Origin of the sequence: Leptolyngbya sp. FACHB-541 (assembly GCF_014695875.1) — a bacterium.
In the GTDB taxonomy this organism is placed as follows: Bacteria; Cyanobacteriota; Cyanobacteriia; order Elainellales; family Elainellaceae; genus JAAUTN01.
Genome location: NZ_JACJPC010000042.1, coordinates 122,478 through 142,973, shown reverse-complemented (window position 1 = coordinate 142,973; position 20,496 = coordinate 122,478). Strand labels below are relative to the sequence as shown.

15 protein-coding genes are annotated in these 20,496 nt (G+C 49.6%); 3 read left to right on the top strand and 12 right to left on the bottom strand.

What is annotated here, in order from left to right:
- Positions 1-22: 22 nt before the first annotated feature.
- The 6 genes from H6G00_RS07490 to H6G00_RS07465 all read right to left on the bottom strand — a co-directional run bounded on the left by H6G00_RS07490 (position 23) and on the right by H6G00_RS07465 (position 7,018).
- The gene (locus H6G00_RS07490) at positions 23-1,000 is read right to left on the bottom strand and encodes a hypothetical protein (protein ID WP_190796267.1); all 978 of its coding nucleotides are present in this window, start codon (positions 998-1,000) and stop codon (positions 23-25) included.
- Between the two features lie 15 nt (positions 1,001-1,015).
- The gene (locus H6G00_RS07485; RefSeq protein WP_190796266.1) at positions 1,016-4,405 is read right to left on the bottom strand and encodes a COR domain-containing protein; all 3,390 of its coding nucleotides are present in this window, start codon (positions 4,403-4,405) and stop codon (positions 1,016-1,018) included.
- Between the two features lie 121 nt (positions 4,406-4,526).
- Positions 4,527-4,772 (bottom strand): UPF0175 family protein, encoded by a 246-nt coding sequence (locus H6G00_RS07480; RefSeq protein ID WP_190796265.1) that lies wholly within the window; start codon positions 4,770-4,772, stop codon positions 4,527-4,529.
- Positions 4,773-4,831: 59 nt separating this feature from the next.
- The gene (locus H6G00_RS07475; RefSeq protein ID WP_190796264.1) at positions 4,832-5,329 is read right to left on the bottom strand and encodes a molybdenum cofactor biosynthesis protein MoaE; all 498 of its coding nucleotides are present in this window, start codon (positions 5,327-5,329) and stop codon (positions 4,832-4,834) included.
- Between the two features lie 186 nt (positions 5,330-5,515).
- Entirely contained in the window at positions 5,516-6,022 is a 507-nt protein-coding gene (locus H6G00_RS07470) for a pyridoxamine 5'-phosphate oxidase family protein (RefSeq protein WP_190796263.1), read from the bottom strand.
- 138 nt (positions 6,023-6,160) lie between these two features.
- Positions 6,161-7,018, bottom strand: a complete 858-nt coding sequence (locus H6G00_RS07465; protein WP_347278157.1) for a M48 family metallopeptidase — start codon at positions 7,016-7,018, stop codon at positions 6,161-6,163.
- A 93-nt stretch (positions 7,019-7,111) separates the two neighbouring features.
- Here H6G00_RS07465 and H6G00_RS07460 point away from each other — a divergent pair, with 93 nt between their 5' ends.
- Positions 7,112-7,867 carry a DUF429 domain-containing protein gene (locus H6G00_RS07460; protein ID WP_190796262.1) on the top strand — a complete coding sequence of 252 codons (756 nt, stop codon included), beginning with the start codon at positions 7,112-7,114 and terminating at the stop codon, positions 7,865-7,867.
- A gap of 58 nt (positions 7,868-7,925) precedes the next feature.
- Here H6G00_RS07460 and glgP read toward each other — a convergent pair whose 3' ends face one another.
- The gene (glgP, locus tag H6G00_RS07455; protein WP_190796261.1) at positions 7,926-10,637 is read right to left on the bottom strand and encodes an alpha-glucan family phosphorylase; all 2,712 of its coding nucleotides are present in this window, start codon (positions 10,635-10,637) and stop codon (positions 7,926-7,928) included.
- Between the two features lie 722 nt (positions 10,638-11,359).
- Here glgP and H6G00_RS07450 point away from each other — a divergent pair.
- Positions 11,360-12,316: an RNA polymerase sigma factor, RpoD/SigA family gene (locus tag H6G00_RS07450; protein ID WP_190796260.1), complete on the top strand. Its 957-nt coding sequence runs from the start codon at positions 11,360-11,362 to the stop codon at positions 12,314-12,316.
- Positions 12,317-12,381: 65 nt separating this feature from the next.
- Here H6G00_RS07450 and H6G00_RS07445 read toward each other — a convergent pair whose 3' ends face one another.
- The gene (locus tag H6G00_RS07445; RefSeq protein WP_347278156.1) at positions 12,382-12,888 is read right to left on the bottom strand and encodes a phosphate-starvation-inducible PsiE family protein; all 507 of its coding nucleotides are present in this window, start codon (positions 12,886-12,888) and stop codon (positions 12,382-12,384) included.
- Positions 12,889-12,954: 66 nt separating this feature from the next.
- The gene (locus H6G00_RS07440) at positions 12,955-14,469 is read right to left on the bottom strand and encodes a NarK family nitrate/nitrite MFS transporter (protein WP_190796259.1); all 1,515 of its coding nucleotides are present in this window, start codon (positions 14,467-14,469) and stop codon (positions 12,955-12,957) included.
- A gap of 167 nt (positions 14,470-14,636) precedes the next feature.
- On the opposite strand from H6G00_RS07440, the gene H6G00_RS07435 reads away from it, so the two are divergent.
- Positions 14,637-14,840, top strand: a complete 204-nt coding sequence (locus H6G00_RS07435) for a hypothetical protein (RefSeq protein WP_190796258.1) — start codon at positions 14,637-14,639, stop codon at positions 14,838-14,840.
- A 29-nt stretch (positions 14,841-14,869) separates the two neighbouring features.
- On the opposite strand, the gene H6G00_RS07430 is transcribed toward H6G00_RS07435, so the two are convergent.
- The 3 genes from H6G00_RS07430 to H6G00_RS07420 all read right to left on the bottom strand — a co-directional run bounded on the left by H6G00_RS07430 (position 14,870) and on the right by H6G00_RS07420 (position 20,472).
- On the bottom strand, positions 14,870-17,095 hold the full coding sequence (locus tag H6G00_RS07430) for a molybdopterin-dependent oxidoreductase (protein ID WP_190796257.1): 2,226 nt from the start codon (positions 17,093-17,095) through the stop codon (positions 14,870-14,872).
- Positions 17,096-17,206: 111 nt separating this feature from the next.
- On the bottom strand, positions 17,207-18,043 hold the full coding sequence (locus H6G00_RS07425; RefSeq protein WP_190644834.1) for a nitrate ABC transporter ATP-binding protein: 837 nt from the start codon (positions 18,041-18,043) through the stop codon (positions 17,207-17,209).
- A 422-nt stretch (positions 18,044-18,465) separates the two neighbouring features.
- Positions 18,466-20,472 (bottom strand): nitrate ABC transporter ATP-binding protein, encoded by a 2,007-nt coding sequence (locus H6G00_RS07420; protein WP_190796256.1) that lies wholly within the window; start codon positions 20,470-20,472, stop codon positions 18,466-18,468.
- Positions 20,473-20,496 lie beyond the last annotated feature (24 nt).

Sequence of the window (20,496 nt, the reverse complement as noted above, 5' to 3'; positions counted from 1 at the left end):
CATCATGGTAGAGGCTAGGTTATCATGCTTCGTGTTCAATAATGACCCAGGTCATTTCGTCAGGTGCCACCAAACCAAACGAGCGTTCATTAAACTCATTCGATAAAATTGGTGTTACTGAGCGGGCATTGCTGCGGCTAACGCAATCGCGAAACGTTTGGATATTTTCAACCTGATAGGTAAAAAGAGATGCCCCCAAGGCTCCAGGTTGAGCAAACTCAAGCTTATTAGGAGTTGAGTACAGTGGCGTATAAACCTGCAATACGCCTACGTCCGTTTTGGGTGACGAGAATGAAGATAGAAGAAATTCATTTCCTTCTTCTAACATTAAAATTTGTCGAGTTGCAGAATTTTGATAGCCCGATCGCTTTCGGGTATTGTTAGCAGGAACTAATCCAAAAACATCTGTGTAGAATGCAACGGTGTCATGATCAGCTGTAACGATACTGGAGTGAGTTCCCTCACTGACACCCAGGGGAGAAGTCGGGTCAATCACGCCATAACCCGGACGAGTATAGTTGTAGCGTTGAAAGAAAGCTTGTCGCGTTTCTGAGCCAATCACAAAGAACTCGCGCACACCCGTAAACCGCTGGTAGAAGTTGGTGCCTGGTTGACCGATAAATTCGATCCCTCGAATCGGTTCAGTGACAATCCAATCTCCGCCGTTAACCTTGTCGTCGTTAAAGGCATCAGCAACGGCATAGATATCTTGCACTAAAGAAGCAAACCAGCGGCTACCAATCACGAACGGATGAGATTTTTGTAGACCTGCATTACGAGGTTGCTCCCAAACCATGAGGCGAACCAAGCCATGATCTGCTGAGTTGCCATTCTGCAGGCGAATCGATGTCAGGTTGGAGGCGTGTCCATAGAGCGCATAAGCAGCTTCCGCCGATAACTGTCCCCTCTGGATTTCCCGATATCCTAACTCAGCCCAATATTGAAGCGTAGGCTGCGCTTGCTCAGAACCAATGCAATTCTCGAAGATGCCACTGATCATGATTTGCGGAATATATTAGTACTCGTCTACAAAATTTGAATGAACCCAGAGGAACTCACGCCGCTTGTTCTGCACTCGCACCAACCCACCAAATCCTGGATCTTTTTCCTTCAACATTGTATGCAATTCTCGCAGCATGGAGCCTTGTGCACGAATAGCTTCACCCCGTTCAAGATCAGGAGAATCCCGTTTGGACTGCCAATCGATCGCCATATCACTGCTTTTGATCCCAAACTCAAGGCTTTTTTGACCCAGATCTAATTCCTCTTGAATGCCTTTGTAAGTGGCATCATCAAGCATGAATTGAGTCGTTGAAGCAGCAACAGGTAAAACCAGGCTCAAGGTTCCAGTCAGCAGTTTGAAGTAGGGAGCAGCTTTTGTAAACCATTCACGGTTGAGTTCTAATTCATAAACTCCCTGCTTGCTACCAGCAGGATTCAAAGATGGAAGGGGTTTGCGCGAATGTTCGCACCAGAGGGTGAGTTGAAACTTTTCGCTGATCCATTTAGGGCGATCAAAAAATCCTGGATCAACAGGCTTAAAGCTAAATAGCCGTGGACCATCTTTGGCTTCATCAGTCAACATTTTCATCAGGTAGGCAAACTGCTGATCAACCTTGCTTAAAGTAGCAAGTTGCTTCTGGCTCAAGTCCTGATATCTCCGATGATCCAGTCGGTCTTTTGACCGTAGCTCCTTGCGAATGACCTGTAACGTTGCCTGTACATCCGTTAGTTTTTCACTCAACATCTCTTGGACATCAGGTTGAGCTGCGGGCGCATTACTAAGCAGGCAATCAATGTTATGCCATTCGTCACAGCCAGAGATGGGACAGGGGTAATCGGGTCTGTTCTTTTTCTTGCTTTCAATCAGTTTTTGTACCTCGAACAGTCCATATCCAGGGTCTTTCATCCCGCAGGGTTCAAGACAGGGCACCATCACGTTGCAGCGTAAGCCTTTCCAACCAAAAGGGTTTTTGGGATTTTCAACTAACCATCTAATCTCTTCCGTGAGATAGGAGAGAAACCGCTCTGGATAGGCTGCTCGAACGGTGATTTTGATATCGTTGCCGATATATTCCAGTAGGGCGCGGCCGTTGTAGTCGTTGTCGAGCATTAATCCTCGTTGCCAGTGAACGCTGTTTTCATAGTTAGTGCGACCTAGCGAGTATTTATGTAGACGAACAATAAGCTGATAAAATAGCCCTTCCGCGTTAGCGCCTTGACCGCGATCGTCCGCGATACGGCAGATTTGCATCTGTTGTCTGTCTCCTTCTTCTGGCTGTTCGCCCCAATTGGGCAATTGCTCTGGGCGATTGTCAGGAACTAGTTGAGCGATCAAACTGGTAGTGCTTTCCTCTCTCGAAGCTGGATCGAGGACGACTTTGTAAGACAGATCGAAATGTTCCATCAGCCGCAGAAATACCGGATGGAGTGCTTTGGGATAACCTGTTTCACCTTCAAACGGAGGATCACTCCAAATCTGGCTGAGATAATTAAACTCCACCAGACCGTTACGACGACGAATATTTTTATCATCCATCACAAAGCTGATGGCTTTGGCTAACCAATCGGGCTTGAGGATGACAATATCTCGCAGGATGGGATCGTAATGGTAGTGAATCAAATATCCCAAGGTGTGAGATACACGAACAAACAGTTCGGCTGCAAAACCTTCCAGTCCTTGTTCTTCACAAAGGGCGATCGCATCTTTGTAGGGTAAATGAGTTTTGCCAGAGTTCTCTAATAATTCCCGAATACGTTGCCACTTGGTAGGAACAGAGCGACCCATGCCCGGTAGGGTGGCGGCAATCTTAGCGATCGCTTCTCTCAACTCGGTAATACCAGTGCCAAGCAGACTATCAACGTGAAAAAAATCAATAATGGTATTGTTGCCAAATAGGTCAATCAGTTCCTGCCGATCGATATCAGGCTGCCGCTGTCCGGGACCGCCATGAGTCGCTACCACCAGCACTTTGGCATCTGGCTCCCGATGCTTGATCAGCGTAATCCACTCTTTGACAAACCCCTGCTGTGGCCCCTCCCGTGGCTTCCACACCACCAGATAAACTGCAGAGGAACTGAAAAATAGTTGATGCGTGGGACGATAAACCCGCTGTCCCCCAAAATCCCAACCATTCAGCGTGATCTCTGTTCTATTATCAGGAGAGGTAACAATCATGGGCTTAATCTCAATTCCATGAGTCGTGGGGCGACCATCTACCCATTCATCCCCCCGCAACGCCCCCAACAAACAACTCTTTCCTACCTCACCTTCACCCACCAAAATTAGCTTCGCTTCATTCAGCGTCACTTCTCCCTCTACCCTTGCACGCAGGTATTGCATGACTGCTTCAATGCCTTGTTCATAAGCAGCAGCAATATCAGGGTTGAGAGGGTTAATCCGGAGATCAAGTTCCTCTAAATGCTTAAGCTGTGCTACTGAAGCTGGTAAATCGGTTAACTGACAATATCCAACAGATAAGTTTTTAAGCTTATTCAAGCTACCAATTTCTTCTGGAAGTTCTTCTAATGGATTACCACCCTGCAAAAATGAGCCACCTAAACTTAACGTTTCAAGATTTGAGAACTTATCCGGTGGAATTAATAGTTCAGTTAGTTGATTAGCATCTACAAACAACATTCTGAGTGCAGGTAGATCATTTAACCAACTTGGCATTATTTCTAATCCGATGTCATCAATTTGAACTTCCTGGAGTCTAATCATCAATTTCCATTGCAGATTATCAAGGCTTCTCCCAAACGGATTTTCACCCATTCTAAGCACTTGTAAGTTGTTGAGTTTAACTATTGAATCTGGCAGGCAACTCAGCTTATTGCCGAAGATTAAAAGCTCTTGCAATTGGGAGAAATTATCTAAAATTTCTGGCAATTGCACTAATTGATTACGCTGAAGGTAAAGCTTTTGTAACTGAGTGAGGGAACTGATCGCCTCTGGCAGTTCCGTCAGTTGGTTCCCGGAGAGGTTAAGCTCCTGCAACTGAGTGAGGGAACTGATCGCCTCTGGCAGTTCCGTCAGTTGGTTTCTGGAGAGGTTAAGCTCTTGCAATTGGGTGAGGGCCGCGATCGCCTCTGGCAGTTCCATTAATTGGTTGTTGGAGAGGTCAAGCGATTGCAACTGGGTGAGCGATGCGATCGCCTCTGGTAGTTCTGTCAATTGGTTGTGGAAGAGGTTCAGCGATTGTAACTGGGTGAGCGATGCGATCGCCTCTGGCAGTTCCATCGATTGGTTGTTGGAGAGGTCAAGCGATCGCAACAGGGTGAGGGATGCGATCGCCTCTGGCAACTCTGTCAATCCCATTCCACTGAGATCGAGTTCTGTAGCTCCTTCCTGTCGTGCAGCTTCAATGCTCTGCTCTGCTTCCCGATACGCTTCGTCTCGCGCCATATTCTCTCACCCAGTTTTCTCCGCTTCTGTTGTAGCCTTTTGTACTGAAAATCTGCGGCTTCTTCAGAACGTTGCAAATTTTTAGCGACGGTTAGGGTTAGGGACATGTCACTGACAACAATCACAGAAAGCCTAGATCTTGCAGGTTTTTGACATCCTCGTGGAGATCTTCGACATCGTAGTGGATATAAAGGTCTCGGCTAGCAAGGAGTGTCTGAAATTCGAGTTGAGTCATGCCGAGAAGACAACTCGCCTTGCCAAGGGTCAGTTTCTCTCGCTGAAATAGCAGCAGCACTAGCTCTTGTAGCAATTCGATTTCGGAAAGCCCAGAAGCTTGAACTAATTCATCAAAGATTAGCAGACTCATACTGGAGGGTAGTAGAGAAACTTGTTCTGAGTATAGCGATCGCGATCGTGTTGCAAAACTCAGCAACTTTCTGGCGACTGTTCACAAGCTCCAATACTAACCCAACTAGTAGAGCCATCCGCCCAATGTTCTTTCTTCCAAATGGGAGCATTATGTTTTAAGGTATCGATCGCATATTTGCATGCAGCAAACGCTTCTGAACGGTGTGGACAACCGACTGCAACTAACACACTAATTTCACCAACGCTCAACTTACCCGTGCGATGGTGAATCACAACTCGCGTGACATCTGTCCAGGTTTGGCGAATCTCTGTGGCGATTTGCTTAAATACCTGAATTGCCATTGGCTCATAAGCTTGATATTCCAGGGCTATGACAGGTTGCCCATCAGTCTGATTCCGCACCATGCCGCTCATCACAACGATCGCCCCATTTGCCGAATCGTCTGCCCGCACATACACTTCTTCCAGGGAAAGGGGTGCAAAGGTGATAGCGAAGTGATCGAGAGTTTGGGGTTGAGTCGAATCCGATGAAAGGATGGGGGTAACTGAGTTCATAACAGTCTGTCACACCAGGTAAGAGGCATTCCCCTATTGTGACTCAGGCTGAACGAAATAATGGATAGGTTAGTCGAATTGCTTAAGCGAGAGGCGATCGCCACGCCGTCACAACCAAAGCAAAACAGCTACTCCTCTACCCTCTCACCCTCACCCTCTTACTCTTACGCCAGAACAACTACCTGCTTACTTCAAATCAAGCTTGACATTATCAGCCGGATTTGACCTTTCACCTGTAGCGATCGATTTTGCTAAACCAATGGTTTTTGCAACCCATCCAGCAGGAGCATCCCAATATTCTGCTTTGTTTACATTTACCTTTATTAAAGCAATTCCCGGTTCCTCTAGTCCTTTGGGAAACCAGGCTTTCAGGTCAGGCTGCCACATTAGCTCTAGTCGTTTGCGATCGCGCACTAGTTCAGCTACGCCTGACATCGAAACATATTGTTGTCTATCAGGTGCCGAGAAACTCACATTCACCTGCTGGTGTTGCTGCACCTCAAGCACTTTATGAGAATCTGCATAAGTAAAAAACCACAGATCACCGTCAAACTCAATCTGCTTATTAACCGCCATTGGACGGCTGTGCAGACTGCCATCTGTATCAATCGTGGTTAACATACCATAGTCAATGTCTTTAACCATGTCGCGCAATTTCCGAATCTGGTCACTGCGATCGCTAGAAGTTGTCATATTTCACCTATGTTTACTTACATCTTCCTGTCAGTGTTAAAGGTTATTTCCCGTATTACCTGAGTCTAGGGACAGAAACTCGTTTACTCAGGTATAAGAGAGGAGTTCATTCTAAATTTGTTGTTATTTTGTGTCGTCCTATCCACCGCTAGACAGGCGAGTTCTCACATTGCTAGAAAACTCCTCTTGTCCAGACGTGAGTTCAGCCGGAATGCCATTTGGATAAGTTTCTGCAACCAGTGCCTCTAATCGTTCAATTCGGTTACTAGGATTCGGGTGGGTGCTAAAAAACTCTGGCGATCCACCGCCACCGCCTGCTCGACCCAGCACTTCCATTAGCTCCACAATACCTCTGGGATCATATCCAGCTTCGGTCATAAAGCGAAAACCAAGGCGATCGCTTTCCAACTCATCTTCCCGCCCATACTGTAAATTGACTACCTGATTTACAGCTTGAGCGATTACCGCTGCCTGCCGACCGCCATCCTGACCATCGCTAGCCGCAACCCCCACCGCTGTTGCCAAAGACTGTCCTAACTGTTGCTTTGCTAACTGCTCTGCCGCGTGTCGCCCTACCACATGCCCTACCTCATGCCCCAACACTCCAGCCAATTGAGCTTCTGAGGAAAGCTGACTGAGCAACGCCGCTGTAATAAAAACCGGGCCACCGGGCAGCGCAAAGGCGTTTACAGTTTGTGGATCGCTCAGCAAATAAAACTCAAACGGATAGGGCGCTTGAGCTGCCGCAGACTGCTGCACGACTCGCTCCCCGACCTGATCAATGTATTGTTGCAGAGCTTCATCCGGAAACAGCCCCCCATGCTGAGCCCCAATTTCCTGGATTGCCTGCTGTCCCAATGTAATCTCTTGCTGTGGTGAAAGTGAGACTCGCTGACTCTCTCCTGTAATCGGATTTTCTACAGCGCTACTGCAATAGCCAATGAAACCAAACAGAGCAAACAACAGTGCGATAATCAGTCTGATGGGGAACGCCACAACAGTTTCTCCCTCATTTACATGGGATGATGTTTGCAGGAGCCTACCACTTTATCGACCGATGAAGTATCTATCTGAAGAGTAGCGTCCAGGATGAATTTTTTGGGAATTGACTTTGGTTGGCGATCGCAACCCAGCGGCTTATGCTGTCTGGCTTTGCAGAACAAAACCCTACATCTGCTAGACCTAACTCGTTTAGATGAAGTTGAAGCAGTGTTGTCCTGGGTTGATGCTCAAGTTTCAGCTCAAGAGCCTGCACTCATTGCCGTTGATGCTCCTACCCTAATTCCCAACGATAGCGGCATGAGACTACCTGATCGCCTTGCCCACAAATATTTTGGTCGCTATCACGCAGGCTGCTACCCCGCCAACCTAGGCAGTCCCTTTGCCACACGGACCCTAGAACTAGGCTTGAGCCTAGAGGCACGCGGCTTTGCCCACGCTCCGACATTAACCGCTCAACAGCCTGGACGCTATCAGATTGAAGTATTTCCCCATCCGGCAATGGTGCATCTCTTTAAGCTAGAACGCATTCTAAAATACAAAAAAGGGAGACTGGCAGAGCGACGGGTAGAATTACTCAAGCTGCATCAATATATCTTCGACATTCTACCGACCCTGGAACCTGCGCTGAATTTATCTACACTTCAAGGGAACAACTCATTGCCCGAAGTTCCTCAAACTGGTAGGGATTTAAAGGAACTCGAAGATAAATTAGATAGCTTAATCTGCGCCTACGTTGCAGCCCACTGGTGGTATTGGGGAATAGAGCGGAATTTGGTGCTAGGCGATCGCACCACAGGCTACATCGTCGTACCTGACCCGTTTAACCGTACCCGACCCATTTAACAAAGTAGGGGCGAATCGCGATTCGCCCCTACCTTAAGTAAGCAGTTATAAATTCGGTCTAGTGGGTCACTGCTTCAGTCATAACGGCTTCTGGCTCCAGCACATGACCATTTCCGTTAGACTGCAAATTGATCGACACCTTCTCAGGCTCAGCCCACAACACCAAACCAGGTTCATAAGGGCTGCTGAGATAATCATGGCTAGGCAGCACTCGCAGTGACAAACCTTGTAAGCCACTGTTGGTATAGCTGATGTTGACGGTATAGAGGCTATTACCCTGGCTGTCCTGACCCTGGTAAACCATTGTCACCGGGACACCATTAGTAATTTCTCCTGTTGCGCTCACCGAACCCTGGTACAGCTCTACCCGGACATCCTCATCAGTCAAAGCTCCTAGATTGATCTTGGTCTTCACCGCAATCTCCTGATTCACCCTGATTTCAGCAGGCTCTGAGATTTTGATGTCTTCAATTCTGATGTCATACCAGTGGTCAAATAGGTGGGTTTGCCAGTGTGCCAGTGACTTCGCTGGACTGTATTGATCTTGAATCATGTTGAAGTAGCGATCGCTTGCTGGGAAATACCCCCGTAGCGCGTATTCACCCACCATGCGAGCTGTGTTAAACAAAGGGCAATTCAGCCGAATCGCGTCCTTCATCTTAGACACCCACCCTCTCGGCAGATCCTCATCATCGCGGGTGTAAAACAGCGGCACAACTTCCTGCTCAATCAGGTCATACAGTGCATTTGCCTCAACCTCATCCTGGTATTCCAGGTCGTCGTAGTCTTCACCATGACCAATTGGCCAACCCGTGCGAACATAGTCTGCTTCATCCCACCAGCCGTCCAGCACGCTCAGGTTAGGCAGTCCGTTCATTGCTGCCTTCATACCGCTGGTTCCAGACGCTTCACGGGGACGGCGCGGTGTATTCAGCCAGATATCACAACCCGCTACCATCAACCGAGATACATGGATGTCATAGTTTGGAATGAATACAACGGATCGGCTCAGCGCTTCATCTCGCGTAAAGTGAATGATCTGACGAATCAGTTCCTTTCCAGGAATATCCTTTGGATGAGCCTTACCCGCTATAACGAACTGAACCCGACGCTTGCCGCCAGCCTGAGAGGAATCATGCAAAATCTGCTTAATTCGCTCCAGGTCACGCAAAAACAGAGTAGCTCGTTTATAGGTCGCAAAGCGACGAGCAAAGCCAATCGTCAGCACTGAAGGATCTAAAACCTCCTGCGCTTCAGCAATTTCAGTGACCGACGCACCGCGATCGCGCAAACTTCTTTGCAGCCGATCCCGCACAAACACCACCAGTTCCGATCGCTGCCGTTCATGGTTGCGCCACAACTCCTCATCAGGAATTGAGTTAACTCGCTCCCACAGCGGACTGTCCGTAGTTGCTTGTGACCAGCTTGGACCAAGATAACGGTCATAGAGTTCCTGGGTAGGCTTCGCCACACAGCTACGCGCATGAACTCCATTCGTGATGGACGTAATCGGCACCTCTATCACGGGCAAATTTGGCCACAAATTCTGGAACATAGAACGAGAAACGGCTCCGTGCAAACGGCTTACCCCATTCACGAAAGAAGCCATCTTAAGCGCCAGAATCGCCATACTGAACGGGGCTGCCAAATCTCCGGAGTTTTCCCGTCCCAGCGACAAAAACTCCTCTTTAGACAAGCCAAATGTGTTGGCATAGCGTCCTAAATAATAGGTAATCTTTTCGGGGGGGAACAAATCAATTCCAGCCGGAACGGGCGTATGAGTGGTAAACACCTGGCTCGACTGGGCAACTTGTTTTGCCTCTGCAAAGGTCAACCCACTCTCCTGGATCATCATGCGAATCCGCTCTAATGCTAGAAACGCAGAATGTCCTTCATTCATGTGATAAGCCGTAGGATGTAGCCCCAGCGCCTTCAACATTCGCACGCCGCCGATTCCCAGCATGATTTCCTGGTGAATTCGTACATCAATGTCGCCCCCATAAAGCTGATCGGTGATGTCCTGGTCGTACTGATTGTTTGGCTCAATGTTGGTGTCGAGCAAATATAGCGGCACGGTACCGATCTGGACGCGCCATACCCTAGCAAACACCTCACGTCCTGGGTAATCTACGCTGATCCTCAGTTCTGAGCCATCTGGATTGCGCTCCAGATGCAGTGGCATGTTGTAAAAGTCGTTGATAGGATAGCGCTCTTGCTGCCAACCATCAGCGTTTAAGTACTGAGCAAAGTAGCCCTCCTGGTAGAGTAAGCCAACCCCGACCAGCGGCAGTCCTAAATCACTAGCAGACTTTAAATGGTCTCCCGCCAACACCCCCAAACCACCAGAGTAAATCGGCAAGCAGGAAGTTAATCCAAATTCGGCTGAGAAGTACGCATAGCAATCTTTAGAGGGAGGAGTGGAGGGGGAAGCAGGGATTTCTTTGGGTTTTTCGCTGGTAAGTTTGCGATCGCGGTGTTTGCGATACCAGGTGCGCTCTGTAAGATAACCTTCTAGCTGTTGTGCAGCACGATCCATCTGAGCCAAAAAGCCCTCGTCTTCAGCCACTTCTCTCAGGCGCTCCTGGCTAATCGTGCCTAACATTAGCACTGGGTTATAGCGACTCGACTCCCACAGGTCGCGGTCTAGGCGACGAAATAGATCTGTTGTGTCGAAGTTCCAGTCCCAATGTAGGTTGTAAGCTAACTTGCGGAGCGGTTCTAGCCGCTTAGGCAGGGAGGGGGAGACATTGAATGTACGAATTGGCTTCATGCTCGACAGACTCTCCGTGTCTACATCTTCATGCAGGGTATTGTGTACTCAACTTAGTTCAAAAGTCGTTTCTTTTAACACTATTTTCTAGGGGTTGCTGTCCTGCCTTAGCTTCAGACTAAGCTGCTGTGCTGAGATTCGGCTTTCATAAGAGTATTTACTCATTAAACGTTAAGAAAATTAAAAATTCCTGCTGTCAGGGAGGTGTTACGCAAACCTAAAATTTGCTGAAATTTGTTCCCCAGGATGCATTCAGAAGCGGGTTTACTGGGTACGCTAGAGCTATGAGTTCGGTGCACGAGGGACAAACTCTAGTACTAGAGAGGTATACGAAATCCTTTCATAAATGTTACAGTTTTTAATATATTCACACACTTAAGGAGTGAGAGGAACGTGAGGCGACCGGAACATTGCTAGCCCCAAAATAGGTCTAGGAATAGTTAAAGGGAGTACTCAAGGATCTACCAGACAATGTTCAGGTATGGAAAGCCTAATCTTTCCTACCCGAGGTATCTCAAACTTCCTTAGAACCCTAAGTGTTGATTAAACATAGTCTTTAGGTTTGGAATCGAGCTGTAAGCTGTACTCCAGTTCGGCTATTCTAGGTCGGGTTTAAATTTAATCCGGTCTTAACTCGATTTATTTGAGCCGCTTTCGAATTTTGCGTACTTGCTACGTTAATTAGATTCCCTTTTTATCCCTGCCATCTGACATTCAGTGATATGAAAACTGCTCAAACTTCCACAGATTTAGTTCGTGCTTACTTGCGAGAGATTGGTCGTGTACCTCTCCTGACCCATGAGCAGGAAATTCTCTATGGTAAGCAGGTACAGCGCTCTACAGCCCTTCAGGAAACCAGGGAGGTACTTGTCGATCGCCTTGGCTGTGAACCCAGTGATATGGAGTGGGCAGAGCACGCTGGGGTGTCGGTAGATGAGTTGCAGCAAACAATCGCCGACGGAGAAATTGCTAAGCGCAAGATGGTCGAGGCAAACCTGCGTTTGGTTGTCTCGGTTGCCAAGAAATACATCAAGCGCAACGTAGACTTGTTGGATTTGATCCAGGAAGGCACGATTGGCATGCAGCGCGGCGTCGAAAAGTTTGACCCGACGAAAGGCTATCGCTTTTCAACCTATGCCTATTGGTGGATTCGTCAGGCAATTACACGGGCGATCGCAGAGAAAGGTCGCACAATTCGCCTTCCCATCCACATCACTGAAAAGCTAAACAAGATTAAGAAAGCCCAGCGTCAACTGGCTCAGCAGTTGGGACGGGCTGCAACTGCGGCAGAACTTGCCCAAGAGCTAGATCTGACTTCCAAGCAAGTGCGCGAATATCTGGAGCGGGCAAGACAGCCTTTGTCTCTAGACCTGCGAGTTGGCGATAACCAAGACACGGAACTGGGCGAGCTACTGGAAGATACTGGCCCTTCCCCCGAAGACTTTGCCATGCAGTCTTCGCTCAAGACTGAGTTAGAGCAACTGATGGCTGATTTGACCCCGCAGCAGCGAGAGGTGTTATCGCTGCGATTTGGCTTGGAAGACGGACAAGCGTTGACTCTGGCTAAGATCGGCGATCGCCTTAATATTAGCCGTGAGCGGGTACGCCAAATTGAGCGGGAAGCGCTAACCAAGCTCCGCAAACGCAGAGCCGACATTCGTGAATACCTCGCTAGCTAACAGTTGCTAGACATTAATTCGGGACAGGCGTGTGGGCAACCGCGCGCCTGTTGGCTTTTGGCTTACTAAGCTGACGGACGGGTTGTGTGGCGGATAATCCAATAGCTGATGGAAAGGGCAAACACGGAGACTGCCAAACCAATCAATTGCAGCCCTGTGGTTTTATCCAGGTCAAGAATGATAATTTTGCGGGCGACGGCGACCAGCGATGTAGCAACTACAAGCTCTACTTGGACGACGTGCTTTCTTAAATAGGCAGTGATATTCTCTAGGATTTCTAGAGCGATCAGAATATTGAGGAACAGCCCAAAGATTTCAATGAGAGAGGTTGTAAAAAATCCGTAAGGTTCAGAAAATAGCTCCTGGGATAGAAATAGAGCTAGATCAAAGAGCGAAACTAAAATTACAACGACCATTGCCACAGATAAAACTTTGGCAACAAGCCCCTCTAGTCGATGCAAAGAAGTTAAGAAGTTTTCATTACTGCCTGCGTCCTTAGCCTGCTTGAACAGCCTTCGCAACCGCCTCATCTCGTCTGCTCCCCAATGGCTCGGCAATCCACGCCCAAGCATAGCGGATGGTAGCTGCAGACGTAAACTATCCAGACAACTTTAGAAATTTCGGTGAACGGGAAGGGGTTAAGGATCAATTTGCCCCTGACCGTAAACTTGTGCCGCTACCCCGCTGTGTGCAAGCCCCTCCGGCTCATCCTCATGGGAACCGACAGGTTCTCGGAGGCAAAAGGCACAGAGGCTAGCTGAAATCAAAGCTACAACTCCTAACATTTGAAAGAAGATGCGATCGCCTACTTCCCCTGCTGGTAGCAAGCTGTAGACTGTCAGAAAAGCAACCGCCCCTACATTGCCGTAAGCGCCTACATTACCCGCGACTTGCCCCGTTACTCGACGCTTGATCAGCGGAACAATCGCAAACGTTGCCCCCTCAGAAGCCATGACAAAGAATCCGGCCGCCATTGCTACCCCGATCGCAAACATCAAACTCCAATCTCCGTTTGCGCCACTCATGAGCAAGTAACCTAAACCCATAAGTGCCGTCACAACGGTCATTGTCCATTTGCGACTGCCAATCTTGTCAGAAATCAAACCGCCACCCGGACGAGCAATCAGATTCATAAAGGAGTAGCTAGCCGCGATTCCACCCGCTAAAGCCGCACTCAGGCTAAACGTCCGCTCAAAGAATGCAGGCAGCATTGATACAATTGCTAGCTCTGAGCCAAAACAGGCAAGATAGCCAATCTCCAACACAGACACCTGAGAAAACTTGTAGCGTTCTTCGGCTGGGTAACGCTTTTGCCCAGTCATCAGCGGCTTATTTGCCCGCCAGATGTTGTAAGCCTGAAACAAATACAGCGCCATCAAAAGCAGCCAAGTGACGTAAAGTCCAGTTTGGCTGAGAAAACCAACTTTGGTTAAACGCCAGGCAATTACTCCCAGGATTCCAACCAAGGGAATGTTCATCGCGAGCAACGCCCAGAAAGACTTTTGGGAAGTGACTTCCATCCCGGCACTGCTGGCTGGACGTTCATATACTTTGCCGGGTGGCGTGTCGGAAACGTTGAGGTAGTAAATCACGCCATAGATAGCAGAAACAATGCCTGTGAGGGCAATTGCCAATCGCCAGTTGGCTTGCCCCGCAGCCAAAAAAGACCCAGCCATCGCGATCGTCGGAACGGTGAAGGCAGCTCCAGCCGAACCAAAATTTCCCCAGCCGCCGTAGATGCCTTCTGCTAAACCAATCTCTTTAGCTGAAAACCACTCGGCGACCATGCGAATGCCAATCACAAATCCGCAGCCAACAATGCTTAGAGCTAAACGACTGATCACCAATTGCCCAAAGTCTTGAGCTAGCGCAAAGGCAAAGCAGGGAATCGCTGTATAGATTAGCAAACAGGAATAAGTTAGCCGTGGACCATAGCGGTCTAACAGCATTCCAATGATGATTCGGGCTGGAACGGTGAGCGCCACGTTACAAATAGCCAGTGTTCTAAGCTGTGCTTCAGTTAGCCCTAAATCCGCCTGCACTGCAGTAGCCAAAGGAGCAAAGTTAAACCAAACTACAAACGTTAGAAAAAAGGCAAACCAGGTTAAGTGTAAGATGCGGTGTCGTCCGCTAAAAGACCATAATCCAGCCACAGTAGATTTCCCCTCCTTAAATAAAAGCGAAAGTTAACGGCTAAAACTCTAGAACAGAAAGGTGGAATGTCCAGAAATCAAGATATTTCTGTATCTAAAGCTACAGAATCTTAGGTAATCTAGTAGATGGAAGTATTTAGCCACTTCAGTCATCTGGAGAGTTTCAAATGAATACACAGGATCGAATTCACTGGAGTAAACCTGAGCAGCACCATAATTCCATTCTCTTAGTGCTGTTAATTGCTTTAGGATCTTTTGTGGTTGGGGTTATGCCGATTGTTTATAGCTCCTTATCGGCTGATACAGCAGCGCAAACTTCAGCAATCGCAGGTGAAACAAGCCTTTGGGCGGCATTTGGCGAAAAAGAGTAGTCACTGCCGCAGGAGTGACTTAACGCAGACTATTGAGCGATCGCCGTTGGAACCGCTCGTAGCGCTCCAAAATCTGCGGTTATCGGTACCAGTTGAACAGCACAGGCTTTCAGTTCGGGCTGCAAGGAGTCAGGACACGACTCAGGATGAGTCAAGGCATTTGCTTCAGCCTGCTCTGCCCACAGTTCACCCCAGTGCATGGGCACGAAGACGGTATTAGGGGCGATCGCTTGCGTGACTTTGGCAGGAAAGCGAGCTGTACCTCGGCGCGATCGCACCTCTAACCAATCCCCTTCTTTCACGCCCAACGCTTTGGCATCACGCGGATGAATTTCTAAAAACGGGTTGGGATGCATTTGCTGAGTTTTGTCAGTGCGTCCGGTGCGGGTCAGCGTATGCCAGTGCCCATAGAGTCGGCCCGTTGTTAGCACATAAGGATATTGAGCATCCGGCGGCTCTGCCAATCCTTTAGAGTGGTATGCCCCAAACCGAGCGCGACCGTCGGCAGTTGGAAAGCGCAGGTCGGTGTAAAGGCGTTTGGAGGGGCTAGAGGCTGAGGGCTGGGAGCTAGGGGTTGGGGAGTTGGCAGTATTCCGCTCTACGTCTGGGCAGGGCCACTGGAGCGGTCCTTCTTGTCTCAATCGTTCGTGGCTAATGCCAGTCATGTCGCAGGGGCGATCGCGCGTCAGTTGGACAAATTCTGCATGAACTTCGGCAGAACTGGTGAAAGGGAATTGAGCCGTGAATCCGAGACGGCGACCCACTTCGGCAAAAACAGCCCAGTCTTCTCTGGCTTCACCCCGAGGGCGTTGAAAAGCAGGGCAGAGAGTGACCCGACGTTCAGAGTTGGTCATGGTGCCCGATTTTTCGCTCCACTGAGTGGCAGGCAGCAGCAAGTGGGCGTAGGCAGTTGTCTCAGTCGGGGAGTAAGCCTCCTGGTAGACGGTGAAGGGCGATCGCCGCAAAGCTGCTTTTACCCGCTCTAAATCGGGCAAACTGACCACCGGGTTAGTTGCAGCAATCCACAGGAAATGAACCTCACCGCTTTCCAAGCCCGTGATCATATCCCAGACGGTGCGTCCGGGTTGGTCAGCAATTTGTCCGGGGGACAATCCCCAGAACTGCTCAACCTCGGCTCGATGCTGCGGATTTTTGACGGAACGATAACCCGGTAACAGATGCGAAAGTCCACCCACTTCGCGTCCACCCATCGCGTTGGGTTGTCCGGTTAAGGAGAACGGCCCCGCACCAGGCGTGCCAATTTGTCCGGTCATCAGGTGCAGGTTGATCAGTGTGCGCACTTTGGCAGTGCCTTCGCTAGACTGATTCATGCCCATTGACCACATCGACAAAACCCGCTTAGCATCTCCCCAATAGCGGGCGGCTGTTTCCAATGCTTTCACCTCAATGCCGCAGCGCTGAGCGACGACCTCTGGTGGGTAGTGCTGGATCACTTGAGCAAAAGCTGAGAAATCTTTGGTGCAGTCCTCAATAAACAGAGAATCGTAATCACCCCATCGCAGCAGTAAATGGGCAATGCCGTTCAGCAGGTCAATGTCAGTGCCAGGTCGAATTGCCAGATGTAAATCGGCCGCTTCCGCCGTTGGGGTGCAGCGCGGATCAACCACAATCATTTTGACGTGGTTGTTTTGCTTGTGATGTTTGCGCAGGCGGTTAAAGGCGATCGGGTGGCACTCGGCGGCATTGGTGCCAATCAGAAAGGCACAGTCGGTGAGTTCTAAATCTTCATAGCAACAGGGCGGCCCGTCAGAGCCGAGACTTTGAATGTAGCCACTCACAGCGGAAGACATGCACAGCCGTGAGTTGGCATCAAAGTTGTTGGTACCTAAGCAACCCTTAAATAACTTTTGAGCGGTGTAGTAATCCTCTGTGACAAATTGACCAGAGCCATACATGCACAGCGCATCTGCTCCATGCGTGTGGCGTACTGTCTGGATGCGTTCGACTAAGGTGTTGAGTGCCTCATCCCAACTGACTCGCCGAAAGGGTTCGTCTAGCGAGTCGCGCAGCATCGGGTAGAGCAAACGATCTTTGTGGATGGACTCAGCAATCGTTGCGCCTTTCACACAGACCATTCCCTGACTGGAAGGATGAGTGCGATCGCCCTTCACTTTCCAGATGGGAGTTCCCTGACTATCTCGATTAACTGGCTTTCCTGGCTGAGCTGGGGGTGAGACTTCGAGCCCACACCCTACGCCACAGTAAGGACACAGTGTTTTGATGCTGTCTGTCACGGTGTTAAAAGGTAGCTTTTGCAAGAGAGGCTAGGAGCTAGGGGCTGGGGGCTAGGGTGTAAGAACCAAAAAGCCAGAAGCCTTGCTTTATCCCTCATCCCTCATTCTTTCCTAAGCGTCATCATGAGCAAATCGACGGTAGAGGAAGTCGAGTGCGTGGTTTCGCAGGTCGTAGTAGTGGGGGTCTTCCATCAAGCGGGTACGGTTGCGAGGGCGGGGGAAGGGAATGTCGAGAATTTCACCAATTTGGGCAGCGGGGCCATTGGTCATCATCACCAGGCGGTCGCCCAAAAACAGCGCTTCGTCAATGTCGTGGGTAATCATCAGCACGGTGACACGATGATCTGTCCAAATCTTCAGCAACTCTTCCTGTAACTCTTCGCGGGTGATGGGGTCGAGCGCCCCAAAGGGTTCATCTAGAATTAGCACTTGTGGACGCAACGCAAGGGCACGAGCAATACAAACGCGCTGCTTCATGCCGCCAGAGAGTTCTTTTGGCTTTTTGTCGGCTGCGTCGGAGAGTCCGACCAGTGCCAGATGATCGCGCACGATCGCCCGCTTTTCTGCCTCTGGTTTATCTGGAAAGACAGATTTCACGCCTAAGTAAATGTTCTCGAAGGCAGTCATCCAGGGCAGCAGTGAGTAATTTTGAAACACCACCATGCGATCGGGTCCGGGTTCGGTGATGCGCTTGGTCTGGAGGCGGACTTCGCCTTCGGTGGGTTTGCGGAAACCAGATACCATATCCAACAAAGTGGATTTGCCGCAGCCGGAATGTCCAATCAGGCAAATAAATTCACCCTCATAGACGGTCAGGTTAATGCCATCCAGCACTACGTATGCTCCATCCGGTGAGGGATAGGCTTTAGAAACGTTGTCGATCACCAGGTAGGGATCGCGGTTCAAAGGCGGGTTGACGTTGAAGTCGGTAGGTTTAAGGGTTTGCATGGGGTTGGGGGATGGAGGACGAAGAATAGAGGACGAAAGACGAAATTGAAGATTTGAAGTTTTGGAGTTTGAGGGTGGAGTTTCGAGTTCTGAGGTCGAAGTTTCGAGTTCTGAGCTTGGGACTTCAGGTTCTCAGCTTGAAGCTTCGAGTTCTAACGTCGGAGCTTTGAGTTTTGAGCTTGAAGCTTGAAGTCTGGGAGTCAAACTTTTGAGCTGTAAGGTCGGAGTTTTGGATTCTGAGGTCGGAGCTTTGAGTTCTGAGCTTGAAATTTGGGGTCTGAAGATTAAAGCATTAGGTTCCGAGGTCGAAATATGAATTTATCAAGTCGCAGACTGGGTTGAAGTATGGAACCTAACAAACGCAAACCTTTGTGGTTGTTGGTTTCGCGGGCTTAACTCAATCTACGGCTCTAACCCAGCCTTTAGCTCCTAGCCCCCACCAGTTCATCCAGGCTAATTTCCTCAATGCGAGTCTCACGTTTGATTGGCAGGTCTTTGAGGTATTGAATGGGATCATCGGGGTTGAAGACAGTGCCGTCGAATAGGTAAATGGGATGGCGATCGCGCCCCATATCTTGCAGTCCCAGTTCTCTAGCAGCTTGACCAAATACGTCAATTCGGCGAACTCGCTCCAGAATTTCAATCCAGTTGCGGGGGAAGGAGGTAATGCCCCAACGTGCCATTTGAGTCAGGATCCACAGCCCTTCAACGTGGTCGGGGCAGTTGGTTTTGTTGACGTAAAACTGGTTATAGTGCAAGTCCATCTGGGGAGCAGTGCCATCGCCGCGATTATAGGAATCGATGAAGCCAGGACGGGTGTAGACGGCTTCTGAACCAACGTATTCGGGCTGGCAAAGTAGATCTAAAATTTCCTGGCGATTGCGGCGATCGTCGCAATATTCGCAAGCTTCTAATAATGCTTTGACCAGTGCCAGGTGGGTTTGTGGGTACTGGTTTGCCCAGTCTTCACGTACACCCAAAACTTTTTCGCAGTGACCTTGCCAGATATCCAGATCGGTAGCAATGACAAAGCCTAACCCTTCATGGACCGCACGAGAATTCCAAGGTTCTCCAGCGCAGTAGCCGTCGATGTTGCCTGCCTTCAGGTTAGACACCATTTGGGCTGGCGGAATTACGGTCAGACTGACATCACGGTCGGGGTCAATGCCGCCTGCCGCCAACCAGTAGCGCAACATCAGGTTGTGCATGGAAGAGGGATGCACAACGCCAAGGGTAGGAACTTTGTCAGGCGTTCGGGCGATCGCCGCCTTAAAATCTGCCAGCGTTCGCACGCCCTGTTCGAATAATCTTTTGCTCAACGTAATTGCGTTGCCGTTGCGCGATAGGGTCAGGGCTGTGATCACCGGGGTAGGGGGTTTGCCGTTCATGCCGAGAGTCATACCCAGGGGCATTCCAGCAACCATTGCCGCTGCATCAAGCCGCTTTGTCGCTACGCCTTCTGCGATCGCCTTCCAGCTTGGCTCACGGCTGAGGGTGACTTCCTCTAAGCCATGCTTTTGAAAGAAGCCTTTCTCTTTGGCAACAATCATGGGCGCGCAGTCGGTCAGTGGAATGAAGCCAAGCTCCAGGTTGACTTTCTCTAAACCGTTGCGAGCGATCGCCGTGGCATGTTGCACCTTCAGTTTCTTTGCCCGTTTCTGCTGGTTGAGGAAGTAAACAATCTCACTCCGCAGACTGTAATAGTTGGGATGGTTGACCACATCCATACGGCTACGGGGACGCGGGAATGGCACGTCAACAATTTGTCCGATGTGAGCTTCAGGGCCATTGGTCAGCATCACGATGCGGTCAGATAGCAGCAACGCTTCGTCTACATCGTGCGTCACCATGATGCAGGTGACGTGGCTTTCTTCGCAGATTTTCATCAGCTGTTCCTGTAAGCCACCTCTAGTTAACGCATCAAGTGCGCCAAAAGGTTCATCTAACAGCAGCAGTTTCGGACGAATAGCCAGGGCACGGGCGATCGCCACCCTCTGTTTCATGCCACCAGACAGTTGCCCTGGTCGCTTATCAGCAGCATGGCGCAACCCCACCATATCGATGTGATGTTCAACAATGCTGCGCCGCTCACCTTGAGGCAATTTGTTCATCACTCGGTTGACTGCTAGAGAGATATTCTCCCGCACCGACAGCCAGGGCAGCAGCGAATAGTTTTGGAAGACCACCATGCGATCAGGTCCAGGTTCCTTAACCTGCCGCCCTTCCAAAATTACGCCGCCGTGAGTCGGCTGATCTAGCCCTGCCACAATGTTGAGCAGCGTAGATTTGCCGCAGCCAGAGTGCCCAATCAGAGTAACGAATTCACCCTTGCGAATCTTAAGTTCAATGTTTCTGAGCGCAACATAGCTGTTGCCGTTGGGCATTGAGAAAATGCGATCGACGTGATCAACTTCGACGAAGACTGACATGGTTGTGGAGGGGGTTGGGGATTA

What these genes read in the sequence shown, in the direction of transcription:
- H6G00_RS07425 (WP_190644834.1), bottom strand. Translation starts at nt 18,043, where the DNA reads ATGCAAACCCTTAAACCTACCGACTTCAACGTCAACCCGCCTTTGAAC.
- H6G00_RS07420 (WP_190796256.1), bottom strand. Translation starts at nt 20,472, where the DNA reads ATGTCAGTCTTCGTCGAAGTTGATCACGTCGATCGCATTTTCTCAATG.
- glgP (WP_190796261.1), bottom strand. Translation starts at nt 10,637, where the DNA reads ATGAAGCCAATTCGTACATTCAATGTCTCCCCCTCCCTGCCTAAGCGG.
- H6G00_RS07470 (WP_190796263.1), bottom strand. Translation starts at nt 6,022, where the DNA reads ATGACAACTTCTAGCGATCGCAGTGACCAGATTCGGAAATTGCGCGAC.
- H6G00_RS07480 (WP_190796265.1), bottom strand. Translation starts at nt 4,772, where the DNA reads ATGAGTCTGCTAATCTTTGATGAATTAGTTCAAGCTTCTGGGCTTTCC.
- H6G00_RS07475 (WP_190796264.1), bottom strand. Translation starts at nt 5,329, where the DNA reads ATGAACTCAGTTACCCCCATCCTTTCATCGGATTCGACTCAACCCCAA.
- H6G00_RS07460 (WP_190796262.1), top strand. Translation starts at nt 7,112, where the DNA reads ATGAATTTTTTGGGAATTGACTTTGGTTGGCGATCGCAACCCAGCGGC.
- H6G00_RS07485 (WP_190796266.1), bottom strand. Translation starts at nt 4,405, where the DNA reads ATGGCGCGAGACGAAGCGTATCGGGAAGCAGAGCAGAGCATTGAAGCT.
- H6G00_RS07490 (WP_190796267.1), bottom strand. Translation starts at nt 1,000, where the DNA reads ATGATCAGTGGCATCTTCGAGAATTGCATTGGTTCTGAGCAAGCGCAG.
- H6G00_RS07450 (WP_190796260.1), top strand. Translation starts at nt 11,360, where the DNA reads ATGAAAACTGCTCAAACTTCCACAGATTTAGTTCGTGCTTACTTGCGA.
- H6G00_RS07435 (WP_190796258.1), top strand. Translation starts at nt 14,637, where the DNA reads ATGAATACACAGGATCGAATTCACTGGAGTAAACCTGAGCAGCACCAT.
- H6G00_RS07445 (WP_347278156.1), bottom strand. Translation starts at nt 12,888, where the DNA reads ATGCTTGGGCGTGGATTGCCGAGCCATTGGGGAGCAGACGAGATGAGG.